Source organism: Sebaldella sp. S0638 (genome assembly GCF_024158605.1).
In the GTDB taxonomy this organism is placed as follows: domain Bacteria; phylum Fusobacteriota; class Fusobacteriia; order Fusobacteriales; family Leptotrichiaceae; genus Sebaldella.
On record NZ_JAMZGM010000044.1, the window covers coordinates 1 to 21656 of the forward strand.

The 21656-nt window shown below is 31.2% G+C and carries 24 protein-coding genes; 2 read left to right on the forward strand and 22 right to left on the reverse strand.

Annotated elements, in window-relative coordinates; all coding sequences use genetic code 11:
• Positions 1-449: 449 nt before the first annotated feature.
• The 15 genes from NK213_RS12165 to NK213_RS12240 form a co-directional block, all read right to left on the reverse strand.
• Entirely contained in the window at positions 450-680 is a 231-nt protein-coding gene (locus NK213_RS12165; protein ID WP_253349527.1) for a hypothetical protein, read from the reverse strand.
• Positions 681-919: 239 nt separating this feature from the next.
• A complete protein-coding gene (locus NK213_RS12170) occupies positions 920-1666 on the reverse strand; it encodes a hypothetical protein (protein ID WP_253349529.1) in 747 nt (248 codons plus the stop codon).
• 101 nt (positions 1667-1767) lie between these two features.
• Entirely contained in the window at positions 1768-2010 is a 243-nt protein-coding gene (locus NK213_RS12175) for a hypothetical protein (RefSeq protein ID WP_253349531.1), read from the reverse strand.
• Between the two features lie 227 nt (positions 2011-2237).
• Entirely contained in the window at positions 2238-2669 is a 432-nt protein-coding gene (locus NK213_RS12180) for a hypothetical protein (protein WP_253349533.1), read from the reverse strand.
• 19 nt (positions 2670-2688) lie between these two features.
• Entirely contained in the window at positions 2689-4461 is a 1773-nt protein-coding gene (locus tag NK213_RS12185) for a ShlB/FhaC/HecB family hemolysin secretion/activation protein (RefSeq protein WP_253349535.1), read from the reverse strand.
• Between the two features lie 488 nt (positions 4462-4949).
• Entirely contained in the window at positions 4950-5816 is an 867-nt protein-coding gene (locus NK213_RS12190) for a hypothetical protein (RefSeq protein WP_253349537.1), read from the reverse strand.
• Complete coding sequence (locus tag NK213_RS12195; RefSeq protein WP_253349539.1) at positions 5809-6498, reverse strand: ATP-binding cassette domain-containing protein; 690 nt, start codon at positions 6496-6498, stop codon at positions 5809-5811. The genes NK213_RS12190 and NK213_RS12195 overlap by 8 nt, the downstream gene beginning before the upstream one ends.
• A 34-nt stretch (positions 6499-6532) precedes the next feature.
• Positions 6533-7105, reverse strand: coding sequence for an aminoacyl-tRNA hydrolase (pth, locus tag NK213_RS12200; RefSeq protein WP_253349541.1), 573 nt, complete (start codon positions 7103-7105; stop codon positions 6533-6535).
• Between the two features lie 82 nt (positions 7106-7187).
• On the reverse strand, positions 7188-7751 hold the full coding sequence (locus NK213_RS12210) for a sugar O-acetyltransferase (RefSeq protein WP_256478724.1): 564 nt from the start codon (positions 7749-7751) through the stop codon (positions 7188-7190).
• Positions 7752-7890: 139 nt separating this feature from the next.
• Entirely contained in the window at positions 7891-8190 is a 300-nt protein-coding gene (gene spoVG, locus NK213_RS12215; protein ID WP_012859580.1) for a septation regulator SpoVG, read from the reverse strand.
• Positions 8191-8406: 216 nt separating this feature from the next.
• Entirely contained in the window at positions 8407-9249 is an 843-nt protein-coding gene (gene ispE / locus NK213_RS12220; protein WP_253349543.1) for a 4-(cytidine 5'-diphospho)-2-C-methyl-D-erythritol kinase, read from the reverse strand.
• Entirely contained in the window at positions 9246-9494 is a 249-nt protein-coding gene (locus NK213_RS12225; RefSeq protein WP_253349545.1) for an RNA-binding S4 domain-containing protein, read from the reverse strand. The genes ispE and NK213_RS12225 overlap by 4 nt, the downstream gene beginning before the upstream one ends.
• Before the next feature lie 5 nt (positions 9495-9499).
• Positions 9500-10837: a hypothetical protein gene (locus NK213_RS12230; RefSeq protein ID WP_253349547.1), complete on the reverse strand. Its 1338-nt coding sequence runs from the start codon at positions 10835-10837 to the stop codon at positions 9500-9502.
• A 279-nt stretch (positions 10838-11116) separates the two neighbouring features.
• A complete protein-coding gene (locus tag NK213_RS12235) occupies positions 11117-12046 on the reverse strand; it encodes a peptidylprolyl isomerase (RefSeq protein WP_253349549.1) in 930 nt (309 codons plus the stop codon).
• Between the two features lie 9 nt (positions 12047-12055).
• Positions 12056-15010, reverse strand: a complete 2955-nt coding sequence (locus tag NK213_RS12240; protein WP_253349551.1) for a DEAD/DEAH box helicase — start codon at positions 15008-15010, stop codon at positions 12056-12058.
• Between the two features lie 76 nt (positions 15011-15086).
• Here NK213_RS12240 and NK213_RS12245 point away from each other — a divergent pair, with 76 nt between their 5' ends.
• The gene (locus NK213_RS12245) at positions 15087-15764 is read left to right on the forward strand and encodes a TIGR02206 family membrane protein (protein WP_253349553.1); all 678 of its coding nucleotides are present in this window, start codon (positions 15087-15089) and stop codon (positions 15762-15764) included.
• 542 nt (positions 15765-16306) lie between these two features.
• Here the strand turns inward: NK213_RS12245 and NK213_RS12250 are convergent.
• From NK213_RS12250 to NK213_RS20415, 5 genes are all read right to left on the reverse strand, one after another.
• Positions 16307-17014 carry a hypothetical protein gene (locus NK213_RS12250; RefSeq protein ID WP_253349555.1) on the reverse strand — a complete coding sequence of 236 codons (708 nt, stop codon included), beginning with the start codon at positions 17012-17014 and terminating at the stop codon, positions 16307-16309.
• 115 nt (positions 17015-17129) lie between these two features.
• Positions 17130-17753: a hypothetical protein gene (locus tag NK213_RS12255; protein ID WP_253349557.1), complete on the reverse strand. Its 624-nt coding sequence runs from the start codon at positions 17751-17753 to the stop codon at positions 17130-17132.
• Between the two features lie 70 nt (positions 17754-17823).
• Positions 17824-18171 (reverse strand): hypothetical protein, encoded by a 348-nt coding sequence (locus tag NK213_RS12260; protein WP_253349559.1) that lies wholly within the window; start codon positions 18169-18171, stop codon positions 17824-17826.
• Between the two features lie 39 nt (positions 18172-18210).
• Entirely contained in the window at positions 18211-18609 is a 399-nt protein-coding gene (locus tag NK213_RS12265) for a barstar family protein (RefSeq protein WP_253349561.1), read from the reverse strand.
• A gap of 433 nt (positions 18610-19042) precedes the next feature.
• Positions 19043-19165, reverse strand: a complete 123-nt coding sequence (locus NK213_RS20415; protein WP_256478725.1) for a hypothetical protein — start codon at positions 19163-19165, stop codon at positions 19043-19045.
• Positions 19166-19242: 77 nt separating this feature from the next.
• Between NK213_RS20415 and NK213_RS12270 the strand changes: the two genes are divergently transcribed.
• A complete protein-coding gene (locus NK213_RS12270; protein WP_253349563.1) occupies positions 19243-19977 on the forward strand; it encodes a hypothetical protein in 735 nt (244 codons plus the stop codon).
• Here NK213_RS12270 and NK213_RS12275 read toward each other — a convergent pair.
• On the reverse strand, positions 19942-20880 hold the full coding sequence (locus NK213_RS12275; protein WP_253349565.1) for a helix-turn-helix domain-containing protein: 939 nt from the start codon (positions 20878-20880) through the stop codon (positions 19942-19944). The genes NK213_RS12270 and NK213_RS12275 overlap by 36 nt on opposite strands.
• Positions 20881-20976: 96 nt before the next feature.
• Positions 20977-21624 (reverse strand): hypothetical protein, encoded by a 648-nt coding sequence (locus tag NK213_RS12280; protein WP_253349567.1) that lies wholly within the window; start codon positions 21622-21624, stop codon positions 20977-20979.
• Positions 21625-21656: the final 32 nt, after the last annotated feature.

The window sequence follows — 21656 nt, forward strand, 5'->3', positions numbered from 1 at the left end:
ATGGGTTTATTACTCCTTACCAGGCTAGATTCAATTTCTTTGGATCCTAATGTTCCCATTTTGCTTGACCATTACACCCTTCACCATCTAACGGTAATTTCATAAAATAATAATTTGATAAGTTATAAACTGATAGAATTAAATATGTTTTGTCCGATTTTACAAAAAAGATTTTTTTTATTGGGTAATGCGAATTACTTTCATCAAATACCACTACTTCTTTACTTAAAAATTCATCCAATTTATTTGATTCTAAATTACATTGACTTTTATCAATTGACTTATAATTAGTAATATTGTTACTTGAAATTATAATATAATGTAGTATCACGAATACTATCAGTTTTTTTAACATGAATTTTCCTTTCTTTACTTAAAAAAATTGTTTCACCTCTTAATGTTTATCCCAATCTTTCACAAGCTGTGTCACCACTACTGATAATTTTCCACTATCTATTATCCTTGTTCAACCAAATTTTCCCATCTTCACCAACAAACCCAGCTAAACTGCTTTTATTTCCTGCCATAGGATCATTAGCCGAAAGCTCATCATTTGTATAAAAGCCTACTTCAATATCTTTTCCAAACCTTTCAAATAAGTCTCCATACTTATCTTTCATTACCTGCTCTATTTCCTTATCTGATTTCCCGCTCAGATAAATATATCCCGCATTTCTCACTCCTTCTTGAAATCTTTCAGTCTGAAAACTTCTTTTCTCTTTATCAGGATTTGCATAACCGATTTTAACTTTAAAATAAGAGGAGTTGTATTAAAATTGAAATTTAACCACAGAACGTTACAATAATTTAAAACTTTGCATTCAAGTGCTTATTTTTCTTTTGATACAACTCCACATATTACTTTTTTAGAGTTCAATTTTTTATATAATTTATAATTTTAGTTCAATTATATGATGCGCTATTCATAAAAAAATTTATCCAAATAATTTAGTAATATCTTTGTATTAGAAAAATCTAAATTTTCATATTTTATATTATATTCTTTCAAAACTTGTTCAGAAATTTTACTATAATATTCTTTTTCATCATTTTCTTCCATTTCTATGTACTCATACTTATCTAACTTCAATAATTTCAGGTAATTATTATAATAATAAGTATCTTTTGGTTTATCATAATCCCAATTATCAAAAATTTCAGGTATATAAGCTTTTGAAAGTTCTATTTCTGAATCTGATGATAGTTTTTTTATAAACTCTAACTCTTCTTTTGACAGTTTAAATTTTTCATATCTTTCTTTAACTATTTTATATTCTTCCTGTTTATTTTCATTTCTTTTTAAATATGGGAATTTCCCAACCTTCTCTTTCTTTTTTTCTCTTTGAGTAATGAAAACATAAATATCCCCACTCGAAAATATTATTAATCTCTTTCCATCATATGGAAATAATCTATAAAACTTTTCTAAATTATCATCATTATAAGAATATGATAAATTTTTCCAACTATATGTAGAATTTAACTTTTTATCATTTAATTTAACTTTCCAAAAATAGCTCATTGTAGACATGAAATAATTATCTATAGAATAATCAACAATAATATTATTCTCCTCTTTTATTTCTCTAAAAATATTATTTTTATCAGAATAAGAAAATAATTGAATTATAAACATTAAAATTAATAATTTTATCATTTTTTTCATTTAATAGTCCCCCCTTGGTGTGATGTTATTTTCTATTCTCAACCCCACTCATTAATCTTATTATTTAATTTGCTGTTAGGAGTACCTACAGTATTGTATTCTTATTGTTTCCTAAACCCGCCAAGATTAACTATTTCCCCACTTATATCCACTTCAGGTAAATTAGGAATCTTAATATTGATATCATATAGATTTTTATTAGAAGAATTCTTATTTTTTTGTTCTAACATAAATTTAGAAAATTCGCTATTATTATTTAATATCTCTTTTTTTACATTATCATAGTCTACTTCTTCTTTAAATCTCTTTTTTCCGTTACTATCTTCATATATATAGTATGTCATAGTACAGAATTAATTCATGTCCATAAGAAATAAATGTAGGAACTTCTTCTAAATCTCCTGGTTTAACTAAACCTGTTTCTGAATTTATTCCATTGCTCACGTAATATGTATTTTTTTCTTTTTTATTTATTTTATTGTTATTTAAACAATTTCATAAAAATTCCACTTGTATGTACTTTCATTCCAAAACATTATAAATACCCTGATAATGTAAAATCAGTCTAAGCTCAATTCTCTTTAATTAATTTATTTAGTACTTTTCTGTCATACTTTTCAAAATCCTCTTCCGAGACTTCAAATACTTTATAAATTATCCTGTAATATCTCCCGCCTGCCGGCTCTGACCAGACATCCAGAACATAATATTTACCTGCTTCCAGATTGCCCGACAACTCACCGTCATACGTTATACTCAAAGGTCTTTTTACCTGAAAAGTATGCCTTCCCGGTGCGATATAGACCCTGTCTCCGTTTACTTTAAATTTTGATTTATTAATTTCAATCAAAGTAACATCCTTAGATATTCCTAAAACAGCAACTTCTTCTTTAGCCAGATTTTCTGCTGTCGGATGAACCAAAACCTTATTTGTTATCTTCTTTGCATTTAATTGAAATGATAATACTAAAATTAAAATTACCAAAAAAACATTCTTTTTCATATTTTTCTCCTTTATTTTATTAAAACTTCACCCCAAATGTAACATAAACCTCATCTTCTTTTCTGTTCACATATCCTGATGCCTTATCCGGCTTAGTATATGCCACGTCAAAATTAAATATCTCCCCGTAATACTTTATTCCAAAGGCAAAACCTCTCATATATCCGTATCTGTACACATCATGTACCTCATTATTCCAGCTCTCTCCAAAATCATATCCTATATACGGAGAAATATTCCCCACCTTTGGTATATTCAGATTATAGGCAAACTCATTTTTTACATAATATCCCTTGTCGCCTGTGATAGAATCTCCTTTATATCCTCTTACTGTGTACTCGTCTCCCATACTTATCTTTTCACTTCCATACAACACATCAGGACTGTACTGACCCACTCCCACAAGTCTGTAAGTAAATCTCTGTTTTCCTATTGCTATTGGTTTGTACCAGTTCACATTAAGATTATATTTGTCGAATTCTCCCTTTGGTTCATTAGCTTTCTTCCCTGTATCATCTGCTGCCCTGAACCATGGAAGACCTCTATCGTAAGACACATCAAAACCAAGTATTCCCCCGAAAAGTCCTCTGCTGTAATTTACTCCTATACTCCCTATTGTAAGCCTTCTGTCCACAAGCTGGACATCTTCAAAATAGTTCTGATTCGCCTTTAATTTCAGCCCTCCGTTTATACTTATCTTACTCATTTTATTTCTGTATACCACTCTGTCTGCATTCATATTAAACTGCACTGACTTACCGCTTGTATCATAAAGACCATTGTATCCTTCTGTACTGCTTCTGTAAAATGAGTGGCTGTAACCTGTACTAAATGTCCAGTATCTGTAAGGAACTGAATAATTCACAGACCAGTCCTCAGTAAATTTTTCTGGTTCAGCTTCTTCACCATTGGGTAAAGTTCCGCCTCTGTATATCTCCCCTGGTTTCAAAGAAGTTCCCCCGCTCGAAGTATCTCCTCTTGAAGGTCTTCTATTCCTCCCTCTCTGATAAGAAGCATACAAACTGTCATTTATACCAAGCAGATTATCCTTTGTCCCGTCAAACTTCACACGGTCTCTTCCTGTAGTCTCATCACCGTAATTATTATATCCTATATTAAAACTATAGCTTCTGCTCTGCTGATTTTCTATCTGAAATACAGAACTTCCCACTTCAGAACCCGGTGCTATTTTTATTTCCACATTATTGCTCTGTAATCTGTTAAATTGATCTGTTGCCTGTTCAGTATCCTGTAATCTCAAAATATGCTTTTTATTCTTAGGGACTGACATAAATATTTTTACCCTGTCAAAAAATTTGTTTTCATTAAGCTGGGCACCTTCTACAGTACCTGGTATTGTAATTATCTTTATTGTACCTTCAGTAAGGTTTTGTGTCTCATCCAGCTTAACTCTTGTAGTAATATATCCTTTTTCTATATACTTATTATTAAGGTCTGTCAAAAGCTTGTTTATATCTTTGGCACTCAGCTTTCTGTTCAGATATTTTTTAGTTACCTGTTTTATTTCTCCCTGTGATAACAGCTTATAGCTGTCCTGAACCTCTATTTTTCTAATAAAAAATCTCTGTGAAGTGTCCACCTGTTCATCAGGCTCCACAATCACAGGTTCTTTCCCAAAACTTTCATTTTCCAGCTCTTTCTGACGTCTTTCCAGTTCCTGCTGCCTTCTTTCATTTTCAATATTGGCGTTATTCCTTTCTATTGTGTCTACTACCCCTGCTGAAAATGCCATGCTCCCTATTATCAGAACCATCAATATCTTTTTTCTCATCTCAATCTCCATTTCCTATAAAAAAATAGGAAACATGTATAAATTTACATATTTAGTAATTATTATCATTCTTAATTCAATTCCAAAATTCAAATCATATAAAAATGAATACTTAAATCATTTTTATGTTACTTCTGTTTAGTTATTTTTCTGTGTTGCTTTGAATTAAATGTCATATATTAATGTTTGATTCTTTTTACTCTAATATCTAATTTTTACCTGCTGCCTATTAATTATTTTATAATTCCTTTTTTTACCTTAGAATTATAACTCATAACAATAAACTTGTCAATTGTTTAATAGATGCAAATTTGTTTATTCAACTAATTCAAAATACTGACAATATTGATTTGTATATTTCATTTTTAGCCGTTTTTTATTTTATCACTGATAAACTCTGCTTTTTAAGCATAAAAAAAAATAGCCGTTTCCGACTATTTACTTTTACATTTATTATAAAACAGGAATTTTCCTGTCTAAAACATCTGTTAAATATTTACCCCTTTATCTATCAGCTTGCAGACTGTAAAATAAAAGACAAAAAATATTCCTAAAAAGATAATAAAAATTGGAATAACAGGTATCGGAATCATTTCAAAATATCCTCCGCCGTATTCGGGTATATATATAGGAACATTCATGCTTATTGCTTTATAAAAAAGAAGAGTCCCTATATTTGCTATTCTGTCAGCATTAAACTGTAAATAAAGCTGAAAAAAGAAATATATTATACGTAAAAAAATCGTAATTCCAAAATACATCAGAAATGATGAAAGAATCTTATGTTTAAAATCAATAACAGTAACATTCAGTGTCATTATCAGATATATAAAAACCATATGAATCAGCTGGCTCATAAAGATGTACAGCAGTACCAGAAACATCAGCAGAGGATTTTTTACCAAAAATTCCATAACCATAAAAAATTCATCATTTTCTCTGAAAAGTATCGCTAAAATCCCTGATACAGAAACCAAAATCACCATAAAGTATATAAAGTTTCTTATAAAATATGCCAGAAGTTTTGAAGCTACGATCTTGTATGATGAATTAGGTGTAGATAGCGTAAGATATCCCTTCTCCCTGAAGAATTCATCTGCGAGATACATTATCCCCTGTACGAAGTTAAATACTCCGCCCACAGCTATAAGTATATACGCCATACCCACCACAAGAAAAATACTCAGCATAAGAGCAACAATCTGATTTTCATTTCCCGAGTTATTAAATGCGTCAAAGTCTATAAAAGAACACTGTACTGCTATTATAGCAAAAGCTACTACAAGGCTGATAAGGATAATCACATATGGAATAATTCCTTTTCTCAGTTCATATTTCATTAATTTTTTAAACATTTAAGTACTCCTTTACATAGTAATCTTCTAATTTATGATTTTCCAGATCCAGACTTGATTTTTCAGTATCCAGTATTATTTCACCTTCGGAAATAAATAAAATATGGTCTATTATATCTGCTACATCATTTACGAGATGGCTTGTTATAATAAGGATTCCATCTTTATTCATCAATGTTTTTATCGTATCCAGAATTATTTTTCTTGATACAGGATCAAGTCCTCCCAGCGGCTCATCCAAAAGATAAAGCTTTGCATTTCTGCTTATTGCCAAAGCCACTTTGAGACGGGCTTTCATTCCTTTGGAAAGTACATTTATTTTTTCATTTTCCTCAAGCTTCATCATTTTTATCAGCCGTAAGCATTTCTCCTCATCAAAATCAGTGAAAAAGTCTTTATAATACTTTACAGCATCTTTTATCTTCATCCAACCGTAAAAAATCTCCTTATCTGAGATAAATGTTATATGATCTTTATTTTCGTATGTGAACTCCACACCATTTATCAGATACTCGCCCGATGTTTTTTTGTTATACCCTGCCATTATTTTCAAAAGAGTTGTTTTTCCTACTCCGTTTGGTCCGAATAAACCGTAAACCTTTCCTTCCCGAAGTGTCAGACTGATATTTCTTAATACCCTTTTATTCCCGAAACGTTTTTCTATGTTTATTAATTCTATCACTTGCTATACCTCCTGTGCTAATATGTACATTTTCTTATTTCTGATTATATGCAGCCATAAGCTGATCAGCATCTTTCCCGTTAATAATATCGTCTATTAAGCTGTTTACCCTGTCCCTGTTCTCCTTTAACACTTCTTTTTCCTCATCGCTAAGCTTTCCAAGAACATAATTCACCACATCTATTCTTCCATTCGGACGTCCGATTCCGCATTTTATTCTGACAAATTCAGGTCCTATATGGTTTATTATGGATTTTATTCCGTTATGTCCTCCGGGTCTCCCGTTTTTTCTTATCTTGACACGCCCAAGTTCCAGATCCATATCATCGTATATCACGAATAAATCACTTGCGGGATCAAGTTTATAAAAATTTACAGCTTCTATTATTGATTCCCCGCTCAGATTCATAAATGTAAGGGGTTTCAAAAACAAAGCCTTCTTTCCCAGTTTATTTATCTCTGCTGTTTCACCTTTAAACTTTTTTTTATAATCTCTGCTTGTGAACCCGTTTTCTTTCAGATACTCATCTACATAGATAAATCCTACATTATGTCTGGTCATTTTATAATTTTCTCCGGGATTTCCCAAGCCCACTATTAGTTTCATCTTTTTCTCCCTGCTAATTTTACTATTTGTATATCTTCCATGATATTCTAATATTTTTCATAAGAAACAGCAAGATATTTTTCTATTTTTCCTTAATTTTTTCAGTTACCTTACATGGAATCCCGTAAGCCACCACATTAGCGGGAATACTCTTAGTTACTACACTTCCGGCTCCTATTATTGAATTTCTCCCTATTGTTACACCGGGACATATTGTAACTCCTGATGCTATCCATACTCCGTCTTCTATTACTACTTTTGCCCCGAATTCTATATTTTCTTTTCTCTCCCGGGGGCTTTTCGGATGACTGGCTGTTGTTATTGTAACATTCGGCCCTATCATAACATCATCGCCTATTATCACTTCACACATATCTATTACTATAAAATTATGATTAGCAAAAAAGTTTTTCCCCACTGTAATATTTTTTCCGTGAAAACATTGAAATGGAGCCCATATTTTTATATTTTTAAATTCTTTTTGAAAAATTCTTACAAGAAGTTCTTCCTGCCCTTCTTTGTCGCTTGGTCTCAGCTTGTTATATTCATAACAGAGATCCTTTGTTCTTGTTATTTCCTCGGATATTTCCGGCTCTTTAAATAAATAATGAGGCAGCCCCAGCAGCCTTTTTTCTCTTTCAGTCATATGAACACATCCTCTTCAAATATTTTTGCATTTTTACTGCAAGATAACTAATCATATAATAAATAAAAAACTCTCTTTAAATAAACATGATGTTCATTAATAAAGAGAGACTCTTTTTAGACTTTTTAGGATTTTTAGATTATTCTGCTGTTGTAGCCGCAGCCGCTTCAAGATTTACTTTTTCTTCTTCAAATTTCTTAATTATGAAATCTGTTAGTTCATTTCTTAATTCCGGAGTTATTGGATGGGCAATATCTTTAAATTCACCATTTGGCATTCTTCTTGATGGCATAGCCACAAACAGCCCATTTTGTCCTTCTATAATTTTCAGTCCATGAATTACGAAACTCTCATCAAAAGTCACATCTACGTACGCTTTCAGTTTCCCCCCATCCTCTGCGCCTCTTCCTAATCTTAATCTGATGTCTGTTATTTTCATGCTACAGCACACCCCTTCTCTAGTTGTATTTGAAGTTTTACTTCCATATAGTATACCTTATATTTTTCAAAAATCAACCTTTTTTTACCCTTTTTTTATCGTAAAATAATTTTAAGTTATTGAATTATAAATAAATAAAAAATCAAAAGAATTTGTTAATTGGATATTTCAGGGGGATCCCACTCATTTTTTAAACATTTGTTTATTTTTTGTAATTTATACCAGTCTGTTCGTTTTCTTATAAAAAACATTTTTTTTATCAAGTTTGCTTGTATCAAAATTTCCATTTTCACAAAAAGCAAAAAAACAGCTTCCGCTCCCTGACATAAATATCTTTTTAGACAAGGCATCTTCCAATTCATTTTTCAAGTCTCTGAAACTGCTGTCTTGCTTAAATATAAGCTGTTCCAGTGAATTTTCTATATTTTTTAGAAGCTGGGCTACATTGTTCTCTTTCAAAGCTCTTATTATATTCGAAATATCTGCCATTTTCAGATCTTTTTTATTGTCCTTGTAATAACTGTAGACCTGTCCTGTTGACATGCCTTGCTGCGGTTTTATAAGAAGTATCTCTGATGACAGATTATTTTCTATCTCTTGGATTTTCTCACCTATTCCGGTTACTCTTGCACTTTTATTTCTTATGAAAAACGGAACATCTGCTCCTACTTTAAGAGCTATTTTTTCCAATTCCTCACTAGTATAAAGTTTATACTTGTCATTCAGTTTTCTGAGTATAAATGCGGCATTGGAACTGCCTCCGCCAAGCCCTGCTTCATGCGGTATTTTCTTATCCAAAAATACTTTTATTTTTTGTCTTGGGGTATTAGAATTATCAAAATACAAATTATATGCTTTTCTTACTATATTTTTTTCATCTATTGGTATTCTTGTATCGCTGACTTCAAGTATCAGATCTCCTTTTTCCCCGTAGTCTTCATATTTTAGTACATCATTAAAATCTACCGGCATCATAACCATATCCAGTTCATGATAACCGTCTTCTCTTTTTTTCAGGATATTTAATCCTAAATTTATCTTACAGTTTGAATATATCATGATGAAAGCACCTCGATGTAATTTTCTATATCTTCTTTTCTCAGATTTTCTGCAGGAACTTCTTTTACTCTTATTTTTATATTTTTGTTAAAATATTTTATATCGAGTATGTCTCCTGCCTTAACACTGTAAGATGATTTCTTTTCCTCGTTGTTTATCTGGACATTCCCATTATCAGCGAGTTCTTTTGCAATTGTTCTTCTCTTTATTATTCTTGTTACTTTAAGAAACTTATCAAGTCTCATTGTTCTTATTCTCCTAACGTATTAATTATATTAGATGAAATTGTTAATACCTTTAACTTGGAAATCTGGGCATCCAGTTCTTTTTCTTTTTCATTAAGCTGATCTTGAATAGAATTTATCCGTGTATTTTCTGTATTATATTTTTCACTTAATGCTGCCAGTCTTTCCTGCTTAATCTTTTCTATACTTTCTTTTATAAAATTTTCCTGTTCGCTTGTTACAGAATTATTTGAACTGATGTTCAATATATCATTATTATATGATAATTTTGTCTCAATTACAATATCCGAAATATCGGGAAGAAAGTTTATCTTTGTATATCTTATATCTGCTGTTATTTTATCTTTTTGATAAAGTATATCTTCTGATAATTTGTCTCTTGTTACCAAAATTTTATAAAGTTCTGAATTTTCGGCTTTTGTTATTTTATAAACAGCATCTTTACTTTTATAATCCACAACGCTATCTCCCAAAGCAGGACCTGTATTAGTTATTTCTATTTTTTGATCCTTATTTGTCAAAATTATTTTTTTTGCAGATATATTGCTTTCATAAAAGTCTTCTGCCACTTTAGCCGTTTTCAGCGATATATTCAGATCACGAAGTATGTCTCTTCCTCTGTCTATAAATGTTATTTTTTTTATATTATCCACATTTCCGGCTTTTATGGTATTATTCAATTCTTCCAGCTGATCTGTGTATGCATTCAATGCTTTTGTATTCTCACTGTCCAGTTCTGCTGTTTTTTCATTAATCAGAGTTTTTTTCTCCAGAATATCTTTTTTTATTTTTTCTGATTTTTCTGAAATTTCTTTTAATTTTGCTATTTTAGTATCCAGATCCTGTGTCTCCGAAAAATCTTTTTTCAGTCTTTCCAATTCTTCAAGCTGTGTGAGAAAATCAAAATTCAATATCTCATTTGTACTTGATTCAAGGCTGGAAATATCCTCTGATACATTATCTTCTGTTCCGGGTTCCGCCTTTTCAGCCGGCACCTGTATTTTGCTTATAAATTTATCAATATTTTCATCAGGAGCAGCGAATAATGTATTAAAATCAACATTGCTAAACTCTATTTCACTAAGATATATCTCTTTATCGAACATATTTTCAAAAAACTTTTTCAAACTTATTGTTGCACGTCCGGGTCCCATTTTATTTCCGTTTATGGAAATATTATCAAATGTTATCTCACGCTTCCCAAGAGAGAATTTAAAGTTTTCTATCTGTGTTTCTTTAGTATTCAATTTTGATTCTATTATCTTTCCTGAAAAAAACAATACACCAATTGTAACAACTATTAAAAATAGAATCAATATCAGCAGATATTTTAATATTTTCATTCTTATACCACCACATTTCTTAAGATAAGGTACTAATGTTTTGTCTAACTAACATTCAAATCAACCTTAACTATACAATGTCAAAACTTTTGTACCTGTTCATATGTATTCTTTGATTTTAGCCAAGGTGCCAGTATTCTGTCTAACTAAAAATTATAATCCTAACTGTCAATGTCAAAACTCCTGTACCTGTTCCTAATAAATTATTACAAGTATTATTAGAGCGGGGCCAATCAAAAATCCTTTTGCCAGCCCCATTCCATCTTTATTTCATTGTGTTTATTTTTTCTCTGCTGCTGCTTTGTCTGTAGCTGCTTCTTCTAATTTCAGCTGATCTATAGAATTCAGATCATATTTATCTACTATTTCTTTTTCTATTTTAGCTTGTTCTTCTCCAATTTTTTTCTGCTTTAACTGGAACGCGATATTTTTCTTAACATCGTCATATTTTACTACTTCACCTTTTAATTCTTTTTTGTTTACTTTTACGATTACTGCAGTGTCTCCGCCTAATACTACAAGACTAGGTACTACTTCATTAACCGGTCCGTTTAAAGCTGCGTCTCTGATCGGTGCAAAATTTGCTCCTAATTTATCCAATGGAAGCGGTCCTGTAGCTCCGCCGTTTGCTGCTGATGTTTTATCTGCCGAGTATTGCTTTGCAAGGTCTCCGAATTTGTCCTTATTCTGTTTTGCTTCTGCAAGAACTTTATCTGCCTGTGCCTTTTCTTCGTCACTTCTATATGGTAAGTAGATCAACTGCAGGTCTGCTATATTATCCTGTCTTGTAAATGCTGCTTTATTCTCATCATAGAATTTTTTAGTTTCTTCATCAGATATTTTTATGTCTTTTACTTTATCTTTCAGAAATAATCCTGTAAGTAAAGTATCTTCCTGTAATCCAAGTGCAAGTTTATAGTCCTTAGTAGCTTTTAATTTTGCAGCTTCCGGTGATAAAGCTATTGCTTTATAAAATGCAAGTTGTTTTATTATAGCTTTTTTCTGCGCTTCAAGCTGCTCTTTTGGAACCTGCTCCAGCATTTCCGGATCCATACTTTGATTTATAACAAAGTCCACTTCTTCTTTGAATACCTTTACTTTTTTATCTTTTGATTCGTAAACTACGTCTCCCGAAGCTACTCTGTTGCTATCCCCCGTACAAGATACTAATCCTAGTAATATCAATAATCCTGCTAGTGCTTTTTTCATTGTTTCCTCCTATGTTATTTTTTTTAATAATATGTCTTTGTTTATTTTTAACGTTTTTCTGTTTAGTCTGCTATCTTCCAATAATAGCATATTTATGAGCTCTTGTGAAATATTTTTTGAAAATTCTATTTCTAAAACATTGTCTTTTTCCCTTAATTTTTTTATATTATTATTCTGGGCAAATATCTTAAGTCTCATATAATCCACAAAACTCCCGAATTCTTCCGGAAATTTACCGAATCTGTCCTTGACCTCTTCCAAAAGAGCGGATAGATCCTTTTCATTGTTCAGCATTATAAATCTCTTATATATATTCAGCTTTTCGTCAGCTTCTATATAACTGTCTGGTATGAATCCCTTGTCTTTCAGCTGTATATTAACATCAGGCGCTGTTTCCACATAAGTTCCTTTTTGGACTTCTATCTCCTTTCTCAGCATTTTTACATAAAGGTCATAACCAAAGGTTTCTATCGTCCCGTGCTGCTTTTCACCGAGAATTTCCCCTGCACCTCTTATCTTTAAGTCTTCCAGTGACAGCTGCATTCCGCTTGCTGTAGCGTCTTCTATATTATCAAAAGTCTCTTCTCTCTTTTTACTTTTCTTTGTAGAAATCAAACTTTTTATAAGATAACAATAACTTTGTCTATCGCTTCTTCCAACCCTTCCACGCAGCTGATATACCTGAGACAATCCTAACTTATCAAAGTTTTCTATGAAAATAGTATTTACATTTGAGATATCTATACCGTTTTCTATAATTGTCGTAGCCAGAAGTATATCGTATTCCCCGTTTTCAAACTTTTTTATTCTTTCTTTTATAAGTTTCGGAGGAAGCTGTCCGTGAATATATTCTATTTTTACAAATTCAGGAAGCTGGCTTTTCAGCTCTTTCACCTTATCTTCCATAAATTTTACATTATTGTAAATGTAAAAAATCTGTCCGTCCCTTGCCAGTTCCTTAAGTACGGCTCTTTTTATATCCATACCCTGTTCCTCTATAATTGTTTCTATAGGAACCCTGTTTACAGGAGGTGTCTCTATTACCGAAATATCTCTGATTCCAAGTAATGTCAGATTCAATGTTCTCGGTATAGGTGTAGCTGTTAATGTTAGTATATCAATTTTTTCTCTTTTTTTCTTTAGTTTTTCCTTAGATTTTACCCCAAATTTCTGCTCTTCATCTATTATCAATAAGTTAAGGTTTTTAAATTTTACATCTTCACTAAGAACTCTGTGAGTTCCTATGACCATATCAAGAACTCCCGTCTCTAATTTATGAAGAATTTCTTTTACTTTTTTTGTATCGCTCAGTCTTGATAAATTTTCTATTGTCATTGGATATTTGGCAAATCTTTGTTTAAATCTTTCGTAATGCTGTTCTGCAAGAATAGTAGTAGGCGTCAGCAAAGCCACCTGTTTTCCGTCTACAATCGCCTTAAAAGCTGCTCTCATAGCTACTTCTGTCTTTCCGTATCCTACATCGCCGCATATGACCCTGTCCATTATTCTTTCCGATTCCATATCACTTTTTACATCTTCTATTGCACGTTTCTGGTCTTCTGTTTCCACAAAAGGAAATTCCTCTTCAAATTCCTCCTGCCAGACTGTATCTTTGGAATACACGAATCCTTGGTTTGATTCTCTTATAGCCTGAATTTTTACCAGTTCCTCAGCGAATTCCCTTATCTCTTCCTCGAGTTTCTTCTTTTTATACTTAAAGCCTTTAGTTCCCAGCTTATATACTTTCGGCTCTTCGCCGTATGAAATATATTTTTCCAGTCTGTCCAGATGCTCTATGGGAATAAATAGTATATCTTCATCAGCATACTTGATTTTCAGGTAATCCCTGTTATTCATCTGCTCTATCCCTTTATATTTACCCACTCCGTACTGCTCATGGATTACATAGTCATCTTCCCTTATCTGATTCAGGTCTTTGTATTTTATCTGCTTTTTTGTATTTACTTTCTTTTGTATTACTACTCCGTCAAGCTCTCTTTCAGTAAGAACAAATTTTCCGTCTGCGATATACCCTTCCAGAAGCTCTTCTTCTTTGACCTTTATTTTGGTTCCCTTAAATGCTTCTTTTAATTTTTTCGCATTTAAAGTGTGAATTTCCACATCTGCTTTTTCAGAAAGCTTTACCAGCTTTTCCCTGTCCTGAAAAGTTTTCAGCTGTTCATGGGAAAAATTCATCAGATTTATAATTTCGCCTTTTTCAAGAAGATTCGTATATCTTCTTCTGATCTGATCCTCATTATCCCTGTTAAGCAGAATATATTCCTCTATCTTATACTCTATCAGCTCGTCATTTTCCAGATACACAATTACATTCTTGTCTTTTATCTCGTCAAGAAGCTCCATAAACTCAAAACGCCCCTCTTGGGGGATATTAGAATATATTTCTATTTTATCTGTTTTTGATATTGACTTCTGAGTATCTATATCAAAGAACCTTATACTTTCCAGCTCGTCATCAAAAAATTCCATTCTTACGGGATTCTCGTAACTTGGAGGAAATATATCCACTATGTCTCCTCTTTTACTCCATTCTCCCTTTCTCTCCAGCATATAATTATAGTTATAATTATTCTCGGCCAGAAAATCAGAAATATCCTTTATGCTGTAGCTTTTTCCTACCTGAAATTCTTCTTTTCTGATATCTTCAAAAAATGAACTCAATGCTATCTGCAAATTTACAAACATCAGATATTTTTTTTCATTTTTCAGAATATTCAAAAGGTTTATATTTATTCCGACCATATCTTCAGTATTGCTGGATATATTTTCAAATAAATTCAGATTTCCTTTATAATTTTTATCAAGAGAGTAATGATAATTTTCCAGATTACGGTTAGATGTGGAAATATAAATAATTTTTTTGTTTTTACTATTTGATAAAAACGACGGGATACTTCCTCTATAGAGTTTGTTCATACTTATTTCTATTTCTAAATCTTTCATTTTTTTCCTCTAAAACTTTCTTTTTTTTTGTTTTCACTATATAATAGTCTATAACTTAACCGGAGGTATACAAATTATGAACCCAACATATTCTTTTTCATATTATAATCCTGAACATATTATAAACCTTATTCTTTGTTTGGTTTTGGGACTTATAATTCTAGGAATTCCGAAATATACAAAAATAAACGTAAATAAATTCGGCACAATATTAGGCTGCCTGATTTTATTTTTAAAAATTTTTGAAACTGTCTACAGAATAAAATATGAACATTTTTCACTGCCTGAATCACTGCCGCTGCATTTCTGCAATTTTACAATGATTATCTGCGGACTTTATCTTATTACAAAAAATAATATTTTATTTAATATTACATATTTTTTCAGTTTTGGTGCTGTTATGGCGCTGATTTTACCAGGTGTTAACACTTATTACCATCAGTTGTTTTTTGTCCTTTTTATGGTCAGCCACGCTTCTGTGGTAATCACTATGCTGTATGGTTTTATATGGTTAAAATCAAAGCCGACATTCAGCGGAATGACGGTTTCTATTATTACAGTATTACTCCTTTTTCTGACTTCATATTTATATAACAACAAATTTGGAACGAATTTTATGTTCTTAAAAGTCTACATCGTTCCGTTTCTTGATTTTATAAAACCGTTTAGTCTTTATATAGGAATATTAATAACTGCCTTTATTTTGATAATCATTTTATTATACATCCCTTTTCGAAAAAATAAAAGAGGATAATTTAATTTTTTTATCTTTTTTGAATATAAAAAATAGAAAATACGGGATTTTATCCTAAAAAAGCTGATCTTTTATATTTTATGATTATTATTTTTTCAATAATATATAATTGGAAAAAACAGTTTAATATGAGATTTTTCAATGATTGCAGTTTACTTAATTTTATAATAAATAAAAAAATAAGAATAAAAAAAGAGTATTCTAATTGTATGTGACTATAATTAACACATACCAATAAAAAGAATATTTTTCTTCATAACCCCCTTTTACCGTCGGTTTCATTCCGGCGGTTTTATTTTATCTTTCTTTTTTAGAAATATTTTCTCTTAATATTTTTATTTATAAAAAATTACTTTAAATAATTTTCAATAACTCAAAGTACACTCAGGTTTTCACAGCTTATTCCAAAAAAATATTTTTATATACAAAAAATAAGAATAAAATAAGTTTATTCTAATACATTCTTCTTATAATTAACACATACCAATAAAGAATATTTTTCTTCATAACCCCCTTTGCCGTCGGCTAATACCGGCGGCTTTTTATTTGTCGTTTTTTGAAAAAACAAGACTTAGAGGTGTGTTAAATAACCATTTTTCCGTTTCCGAAAGTCTGAAATAATATTTTTTACCCCAGCTTGAAACTGCGATTATATGATCCAGAACTTTGCCGCTTTCACTATCCCTTATCTCGGAAATCTCTGTTACAGTCACCCAGTGTTCTGTGAAAGGAAGTCCCCTTCCCCAGCCGAATAAAAGTATTACGGGTCTTTTATTCAGAAGATTTTCTTTTATAAATTCACTTTTATCACTGAAAAATTTTGCTTTTTTGAATTTTACATTGTATCCTGTACGTTTTGAAAAATTTCGTGCAGCTTTTTTCAATCCTGATTCAAAAAGACCGAATTTTAGAAAAATTCTCCCTTTAAAATCATAGATATCTGTCATTAAACTGAGAAAATCTTTTTTTGATGAGGTTTTTCCGTCATTCTGATAGTTGTGATATGCAAAACAGTTCGCGATAGATACAAAACCGCAGCCGATTTCCGAAGCTTTTTCAGCTCTTTTTTCGTCCCATATCCGTTCTTCGCCGTCCAGTCTGTACCATTCCTGCGCTCCGCCATAGTATTCATCTGATACTATTTTTTCAAAGTCCTCGAGCTTTATAATATTTCCGTATTTTTCATTGTTTTTCAATGAAATTTCCGTATATCTTTTTGTAATGTCTGCATTTCTAAATATTTTCAGCATTTTTATTCACCTTGGGATATATTTTTTATGGTTATATTTTATCATATTTAGTGTAGAATTTTTTATTTTCCCGTCTTTGTTGAATTTATAAATTCAAATACAATTTTATATCATTTCATATAATTGTAATTTTTTGTTGCAAATTTTCTATCCAATCTGTTAAACCTGTATTTCTTTCATTAAAATCAGAAATTATCGATTTTAGAAACATGACAACAATTCTAATAAATTCCATTCGATTTACTCGAAAACTAGCTTTTTCTGATAAATAATAAATATTATATTTTTTATAAAATTCATTATTCCAAGATATTTCAACATCATTCTCTAATCTTCTAAGACACACTGAAGGAAATACAGCACCAGCTCTGGTATTTAACCATGTATGCCGAAATATCCATCTGCTGTTTGCCCCAAACCATAATTCTTCTTCCAGTTCATCCGCTTCAAATTCATATACTTTTTCCCAAATATCATTCATATTATCACCTTCAACTGGCAACGGGTAATCATCATACCCAATAATATATTCAAAATTTCCACATAACCATTCTATAATATAGTTTAGATGTCCTTCATGCTCAAAAGTTTGACTTTCACATTGATATTTACATACATTTATTCCATGTATCCAAAGTCTTATACTCCCCCAAAAATTATTTTTTTCATTTTGCGGTTCATTTTCTAATGCATACTCAAAAGCAACTGTATTTTTATCACCAATATTTTTATAATTCATAAGCTACCTTTTCTGTTATTTATTTTTTTATATATTTTCTCTCAAATATTTTAGATCAGTCCCCAATAATTTAATTTCCAGTAAATCTGAATATTGAAGGAAATGGTAAAGCTTCAAATTTAAATATTATACTCCCTTTATCAAAAAATTCTGGTGAATATCTGACTTTAGACACTAAAAACATTAAGTCTAGTTCAGTAAATATAAATCTAATATATTCAGGAATATGCTCTATATCTTCTTTACTAATAAGAATTTTCTGTTCGTATCCTTTTTCAAATAATTTTTTTCTCCAATATGCTGTTTGACTTATATCAAGGGCAACATCATCAATATTTTCTAAATAAAGTGTGTATAAACTTTTTTCATTCATTTTTATAAAGCCCCCCTTCTTTTCCCTGAATATAACGAATAACATTTGATTTGTCTCCATCAAATCATAGTGCCTATATACATTTCAATCCACTAAGTATACATTAAATGGTTTCGCTTTTCCCTCTACCATACAATCTTCAACTTCTTTTTCCCACCATGGTAGAACAACTTCTTCAATATCTTCAATTATCATTTTTTTTAATAAAATATCTTTTTTAATAAAGTTACCAAAATTATTAATAATTAAAATATATTCTTCACTTTTAAGCCATTCTAAATCACGTATCCAATCCAAATATCCGTCAAATCCCGTAACACTATAGGGAAATTTAAATTCTTCAGTCATTATATCCAGAAATTCTCCTTTATCTTGAACAAAATCTCCATCTATCTCTACAACAAAAACATCTTCTTTTTTTCTTAATTTTTTCTTTAAATCATGCATCTCTTCTGAAGAAACATAATAAATTTTATTTTTCATATTTACCTCTTTTTATTTTAAATATAATAAGTTTATTGAACTAAGAACAATATCTTTTGATTAATTTCTATAATAAAAATTCTTTGTTATCTAATCTCATTATTGTCCCTCTAAAATTATAACACTACTCCACATTTCGAGTATTAAGTTTCTGATAAACTATCTAATGTAAAAAAGCCGCTCACATTTGATTTTACTAACCCTGACTTCGTTTAGAATATTTTACTATGCTTAAATTTAATTGTCAATTATTTTAAAGGCTTAAACAAAATCATCAAACAACAATATCTCCACATAAAAACTTCTTCAAAAACTGTACCAATATGTAATAGTTAACCAAAACACCACCCCTAAGAACAAGAAAAGCCTCAAATAAGGTGTTTCTAAGTAAAGTTCTCTATAATTAAAGCATACCAATAAAGAATATTTTTCTTCATAACCCCCCTATGTCGCTGGAAGCATTCCGGCGGCATTTTTTTATCCCTGTTATTTCATCTCTTTCTGTTCCACGTGAAACCACAACATTTCCTGTATTATAAATCACACTATAAAACATAAATTCCAACAATCATTTTTACATTTCACAAAAAAATATATATAATATTAATAAACTAAATAAGAAAGGTTCTGATTATGACTGATATTACAGATGATAAAAAACGTTCAAGAGGACTAATAAATGAAAATGAAATAACGCCATATCTACATTTAACGTCAACGGAAATCCATAAAATGCTACACTCTGAAAATCCTGTCATGCGTTCTATAGCAGCAGTATTATTCAGAAAGAAGATAAATATAAATGACAGCAAAACTGCACATATTCTGGCAGAAGCCCTAAAAAAAGAAACAAAGCTGTATACACGGCTGGAATTATGCCGCACTTTGGAAAGCGGGGGAATTAAAACAGCAGAAGTAATGTGTGATTATCTGGGTAAAATAGGAAACAACCAGTATCATACACTACCTGACAGACCATCGTTGAAAAAAAGCTATCCCCTGCCTCGTGATATTATTGCACGCAGTCTTGCCAGAATGAATCCGGTTATTCTTCCTGTACTGATAAATGTTTTAAAAGAAAATAACGAGCAGCAAATATCAGAAATCCTTGATGCCATTGGTTTTCTCATATTTTATAATTCTATTGAAGAAAAAGAAAAAATAAGCAGAGAAATTATCATACAATTTGAAAAGTATAAACATAACCCGCTTATTCAATGGAAATGCATCACATGTCTGTCTGCTTTTTCAGACAGTAACTGCACAAATACCCTCACAGAAATCATCAACAGCAGTACAAATCCCCTGTTTGTAAGTGAGGCAAAAAGATCACTAAGCCTTATCCAGAACAGGAATATAATAATCTAGGGTTACTATAGTTTCCCCGTCTTTTTTGGGATTGGAAAAACGTTCATCTGTATAGACTTCACATTGATAAAAATTTTTCCAGTCTACAGTATAACCGTTATTTTTTACAGCACTAACGGTAAGTTCATGCCCCTGTGAGTATATTTCATATTCCTCACCGGTTATCTGCGATTCGGCAATTATTCCTGCCGGCAGTTCAAAGCTGTCAAATCCGTCAGGAACTTCCGCTGCCGCTGAAAATATTATCCCTATGAGATACCTGATACTGCCGTCCTCCTTAAAATCATACATAACTCCGGCAACACCGTCAGGCAGATCAGTGAGATTTTCTTTATTTTTACACAATTCAATCAAAGATTGAATACTGCCGTCTGCAAAAAACTTCCCCCATGTCATGGCTATATCATTACTCATAAGCTTTGTATCAATAGCACGACCTATGACCTTATACGGTCCAAATGATTTAAATTCAATATTTATAAGTTTTGCCGTTTTCAAGTTTCCTTTTTCTATTCTGTATGCTTTGTTTTCTCCAGAAGACGGACTTAGAAAAAATAAACGTTCAAATAACTGCGGTTCTTTTATTCCCTCAATTACTTCCGTTGGAGTAGCATTATGATGCATTTTAAAAGCGCGGGAAAATCCCGAATGTGTATCATATCCGTAACGCACGGCTATATTTATAATATTTTCCCTGTTTTGCCGAAGTTCCATTGCTGCTGCTGTCAGTTTACGCCTGCGTATATAATCCTGCATTGATATTCCCGCAATATATGAAAACACACGTAAAAACTGCTGAAAAGAGCAGCATGCTATTTTTGAAACAGCTTCTTCGTCTACTTCGTCACAAAGCCTCTGTTCAATATAATCAAGAACCATATTTACCCGTTTTGTATTATCCACTATCTTCACCTCCTGCATATGTTTATTATATAGAATATCCAGACTCTTTGCTGTGCATATCATGTACATATATGAAACAGTGTAAATTTCACCATATTACTGAGCATTTTCCCAGCTTTTCAAATTTATGATAACATCATTATGATCTTCATATGTTTCTGACAAAATCTTTTCAATTTCGTATATTACACTTTTATTTACCCCGTTTTCTTCTTTGGAAGAATCAGAATCCATTCTCATCCAATATATCAAATTCAATATTATGGGAATTCTGTTCTCTTTTACTATTTTCAAAAATTTTTCATAAGAACTCTCCATAAAAAAAGCCAGCTCCCTAATCTGTTCATCCGGCAGTTTGTTTTCCAAAGCTGTTTCTTGAAATGACATTCCTTTATATTTTTCTCCATAAAATGCATTTATTATTTTTATTTTACCGTTAAGGCTGTTATTAAAATTATCTGTATCTTCTGCCGGTATCCAGTATTCAAGATGTGTTTTATCCCCCACCTGCTTTATTTCATAGTCTTTCATATAGTCATCTGATATTTCAAATTCCAGCATATATCCAGAAAATCCTGAATTCTCATCTTTCAGATTCCACATAGTTCCTATTTGCTCAGCATAACCGTAATTTTCCACTATATATAGTATCGGCTGCCATACCTGTCTGTCTGGAAATTTTTCAGATTTAAAGTTCAGTATTTTTACTAACTCCTGTAAGCCTACAGGTCTGTATAATTTCATATTTTCCTCCAATTATTTTTTTATATAATAGT

What these genes read in the sequence shown, in the direction of transcription:
- NK213_RS12175 (WP_253349531.1), bottom strand. Translation starts at nt 2,010, where the DNA reads ATGACATACTATATATATGAAGATAGTAACGGAAAAAAGAGATTTAAA.
- NK213_RS12270 (WP_253349563.1), top strand. Translation starts at nt 19,243, where the DNA reads ATGACTGATATTACAGATGATAAAAAACGTTCAAGAGGACTAATAAAT.
- NK213_RS12240 (WP_253349551.1), bottom strand. Translation starts at nt 15,010, where the DNA reads ATGAAAGATTTAGAAATAGAAATAAGTATGAACAAACTCTATAGAGGA.
- NK213_RS12185 (WP_253349535.1), bottom strand. Translation starts at nt 4,461, where the DNA reads ATGAGAAAAAAGATATTGATGGTTCTGATAATAGGGAGCATGGCATTT.
- pth (WP_253349541.1), bottom strand. Translation starts at nt 7,105, where the DNA reads ATGAAACTAATAGTGGGCTTGGGAAATCCCGGAGAAAATTATAAAATG.
- NK213_RS12235 (WP_253349549.1), bottom strand. Translation starts at nt 12,046, where the DNA reads ATGAAAAAAGCACTAGCAGGATTATTGATATTACTAGGATTAGTATCT.
- NK213_RS20415 (WP_256478725.1), bottom strand. Translation starts at nt 19,165, where the DNA reads ATGTTTTATAGTGTGATTTATAATACAGGAAATGTTGTGGTTTCACGT.
- NK213_RS12260 (WP_253349559.1), bottom strand. Translation starts at nt 18,171, where the DNA reads ATGTTATTCGTTATATTCAGGGAAAAGAAGGGGGGCTTTATAAAAATG.
- NK213_RS12245 (WP_253349553.1), top strand. Translation starts at nt 15,087, where the DNA reads ATGAACCCAACATATTCTTTTTCATATTATAATCCTGAACATATTATA.
- NK213_RS12265 (WP_253349561.1), bottom strand. Translation starts at nt 18,609, where the DNA reads ATGAAAAATAAAATTTATTATGTTTCTTCAGAAGAGATGCATGATTTA.
- NK213_RS12280 (WP_253349567.1), bottom strand. Translation starts at nt 21,624, where the DNA reads ATGAAATTATACAGACCTGTAGGCTTACAGGAGTTAGTAAAAATACTG.
- ispE (WP_253349543.1), bottom strand. Translation starts at nt 9,249, where the DNA reads ATGATATATTCAAACTGTAAGATAAATTTAGGATTAAATATCCTGAAA.
- NK213_RS12230 (WP_253349547.1), bottom strand. Translation starts at nt 10,837, where the DNA reads ATGAAAATATTAAAATATCTGCTGATATTGATTCTATTTTTAATAGTT.
- NK213_RS12255 (WP_253349557.1), bottom strand. Translation starts at nt 17,753, where the DNA reads ATGAATTATAAAAATATTGGTGATAAAAATACAGTTGCTTTTGAGTAT.
- NK213_RS12225 (WP_253349545.1), bottom strand. Translation starts at nt 9,494, where the DNA reads ATGAGACTTGATAAGTTTCTTAAAGTAACAAGAATAATAAAGAGAAGA.
- NK213_RS12180 (WP_253349533.1), bottom strand. Translation starts at nt 2,669, where the DNA reads ATGAAAAAGAATGTTTTTTTGGTAATTTTAATTTTAGTATTATCATTT.
- NK213_RS12250 (WP_253349555.1), bottom strand. Translation starts at nt 17,014, where the DNA reads ATGCTGAAAATATTTAGAAATGCAGACATTACAAAAAGATATACGGAA.
- NK213_RS12210 (WP_256478724.1), bottom strand. Translation starts at nt 7,751, where the DNA reads ATGACTGAAAGAGAAAAAAGGCTGCTGGGGCTGCCTCATTATTTATTT.
- NK213_RS12170 (WP_253349529.1), bottom strand. Translation starts at nt 1,666, where the DNA reads ATGAAAAAAATGATAAAATTATTAATTTTAATGTTTATAATTCAATTA.
- spoVG (WP_012859580.1), bottom strand. Translation starts at nt 8,190, where the DNA reads ATGAAAATAACAGACATCAGATTAAGATTAGGAAGAGGCGCAGAGGAT.
- NK213_RS12190 (WP_253349537.1), bottom strand. Translation starts at nt 5,816, where the DNA reads ATGTTTAAAAAATTAATGAAATATGAACTGAGAAAAGGAATTATTCCA.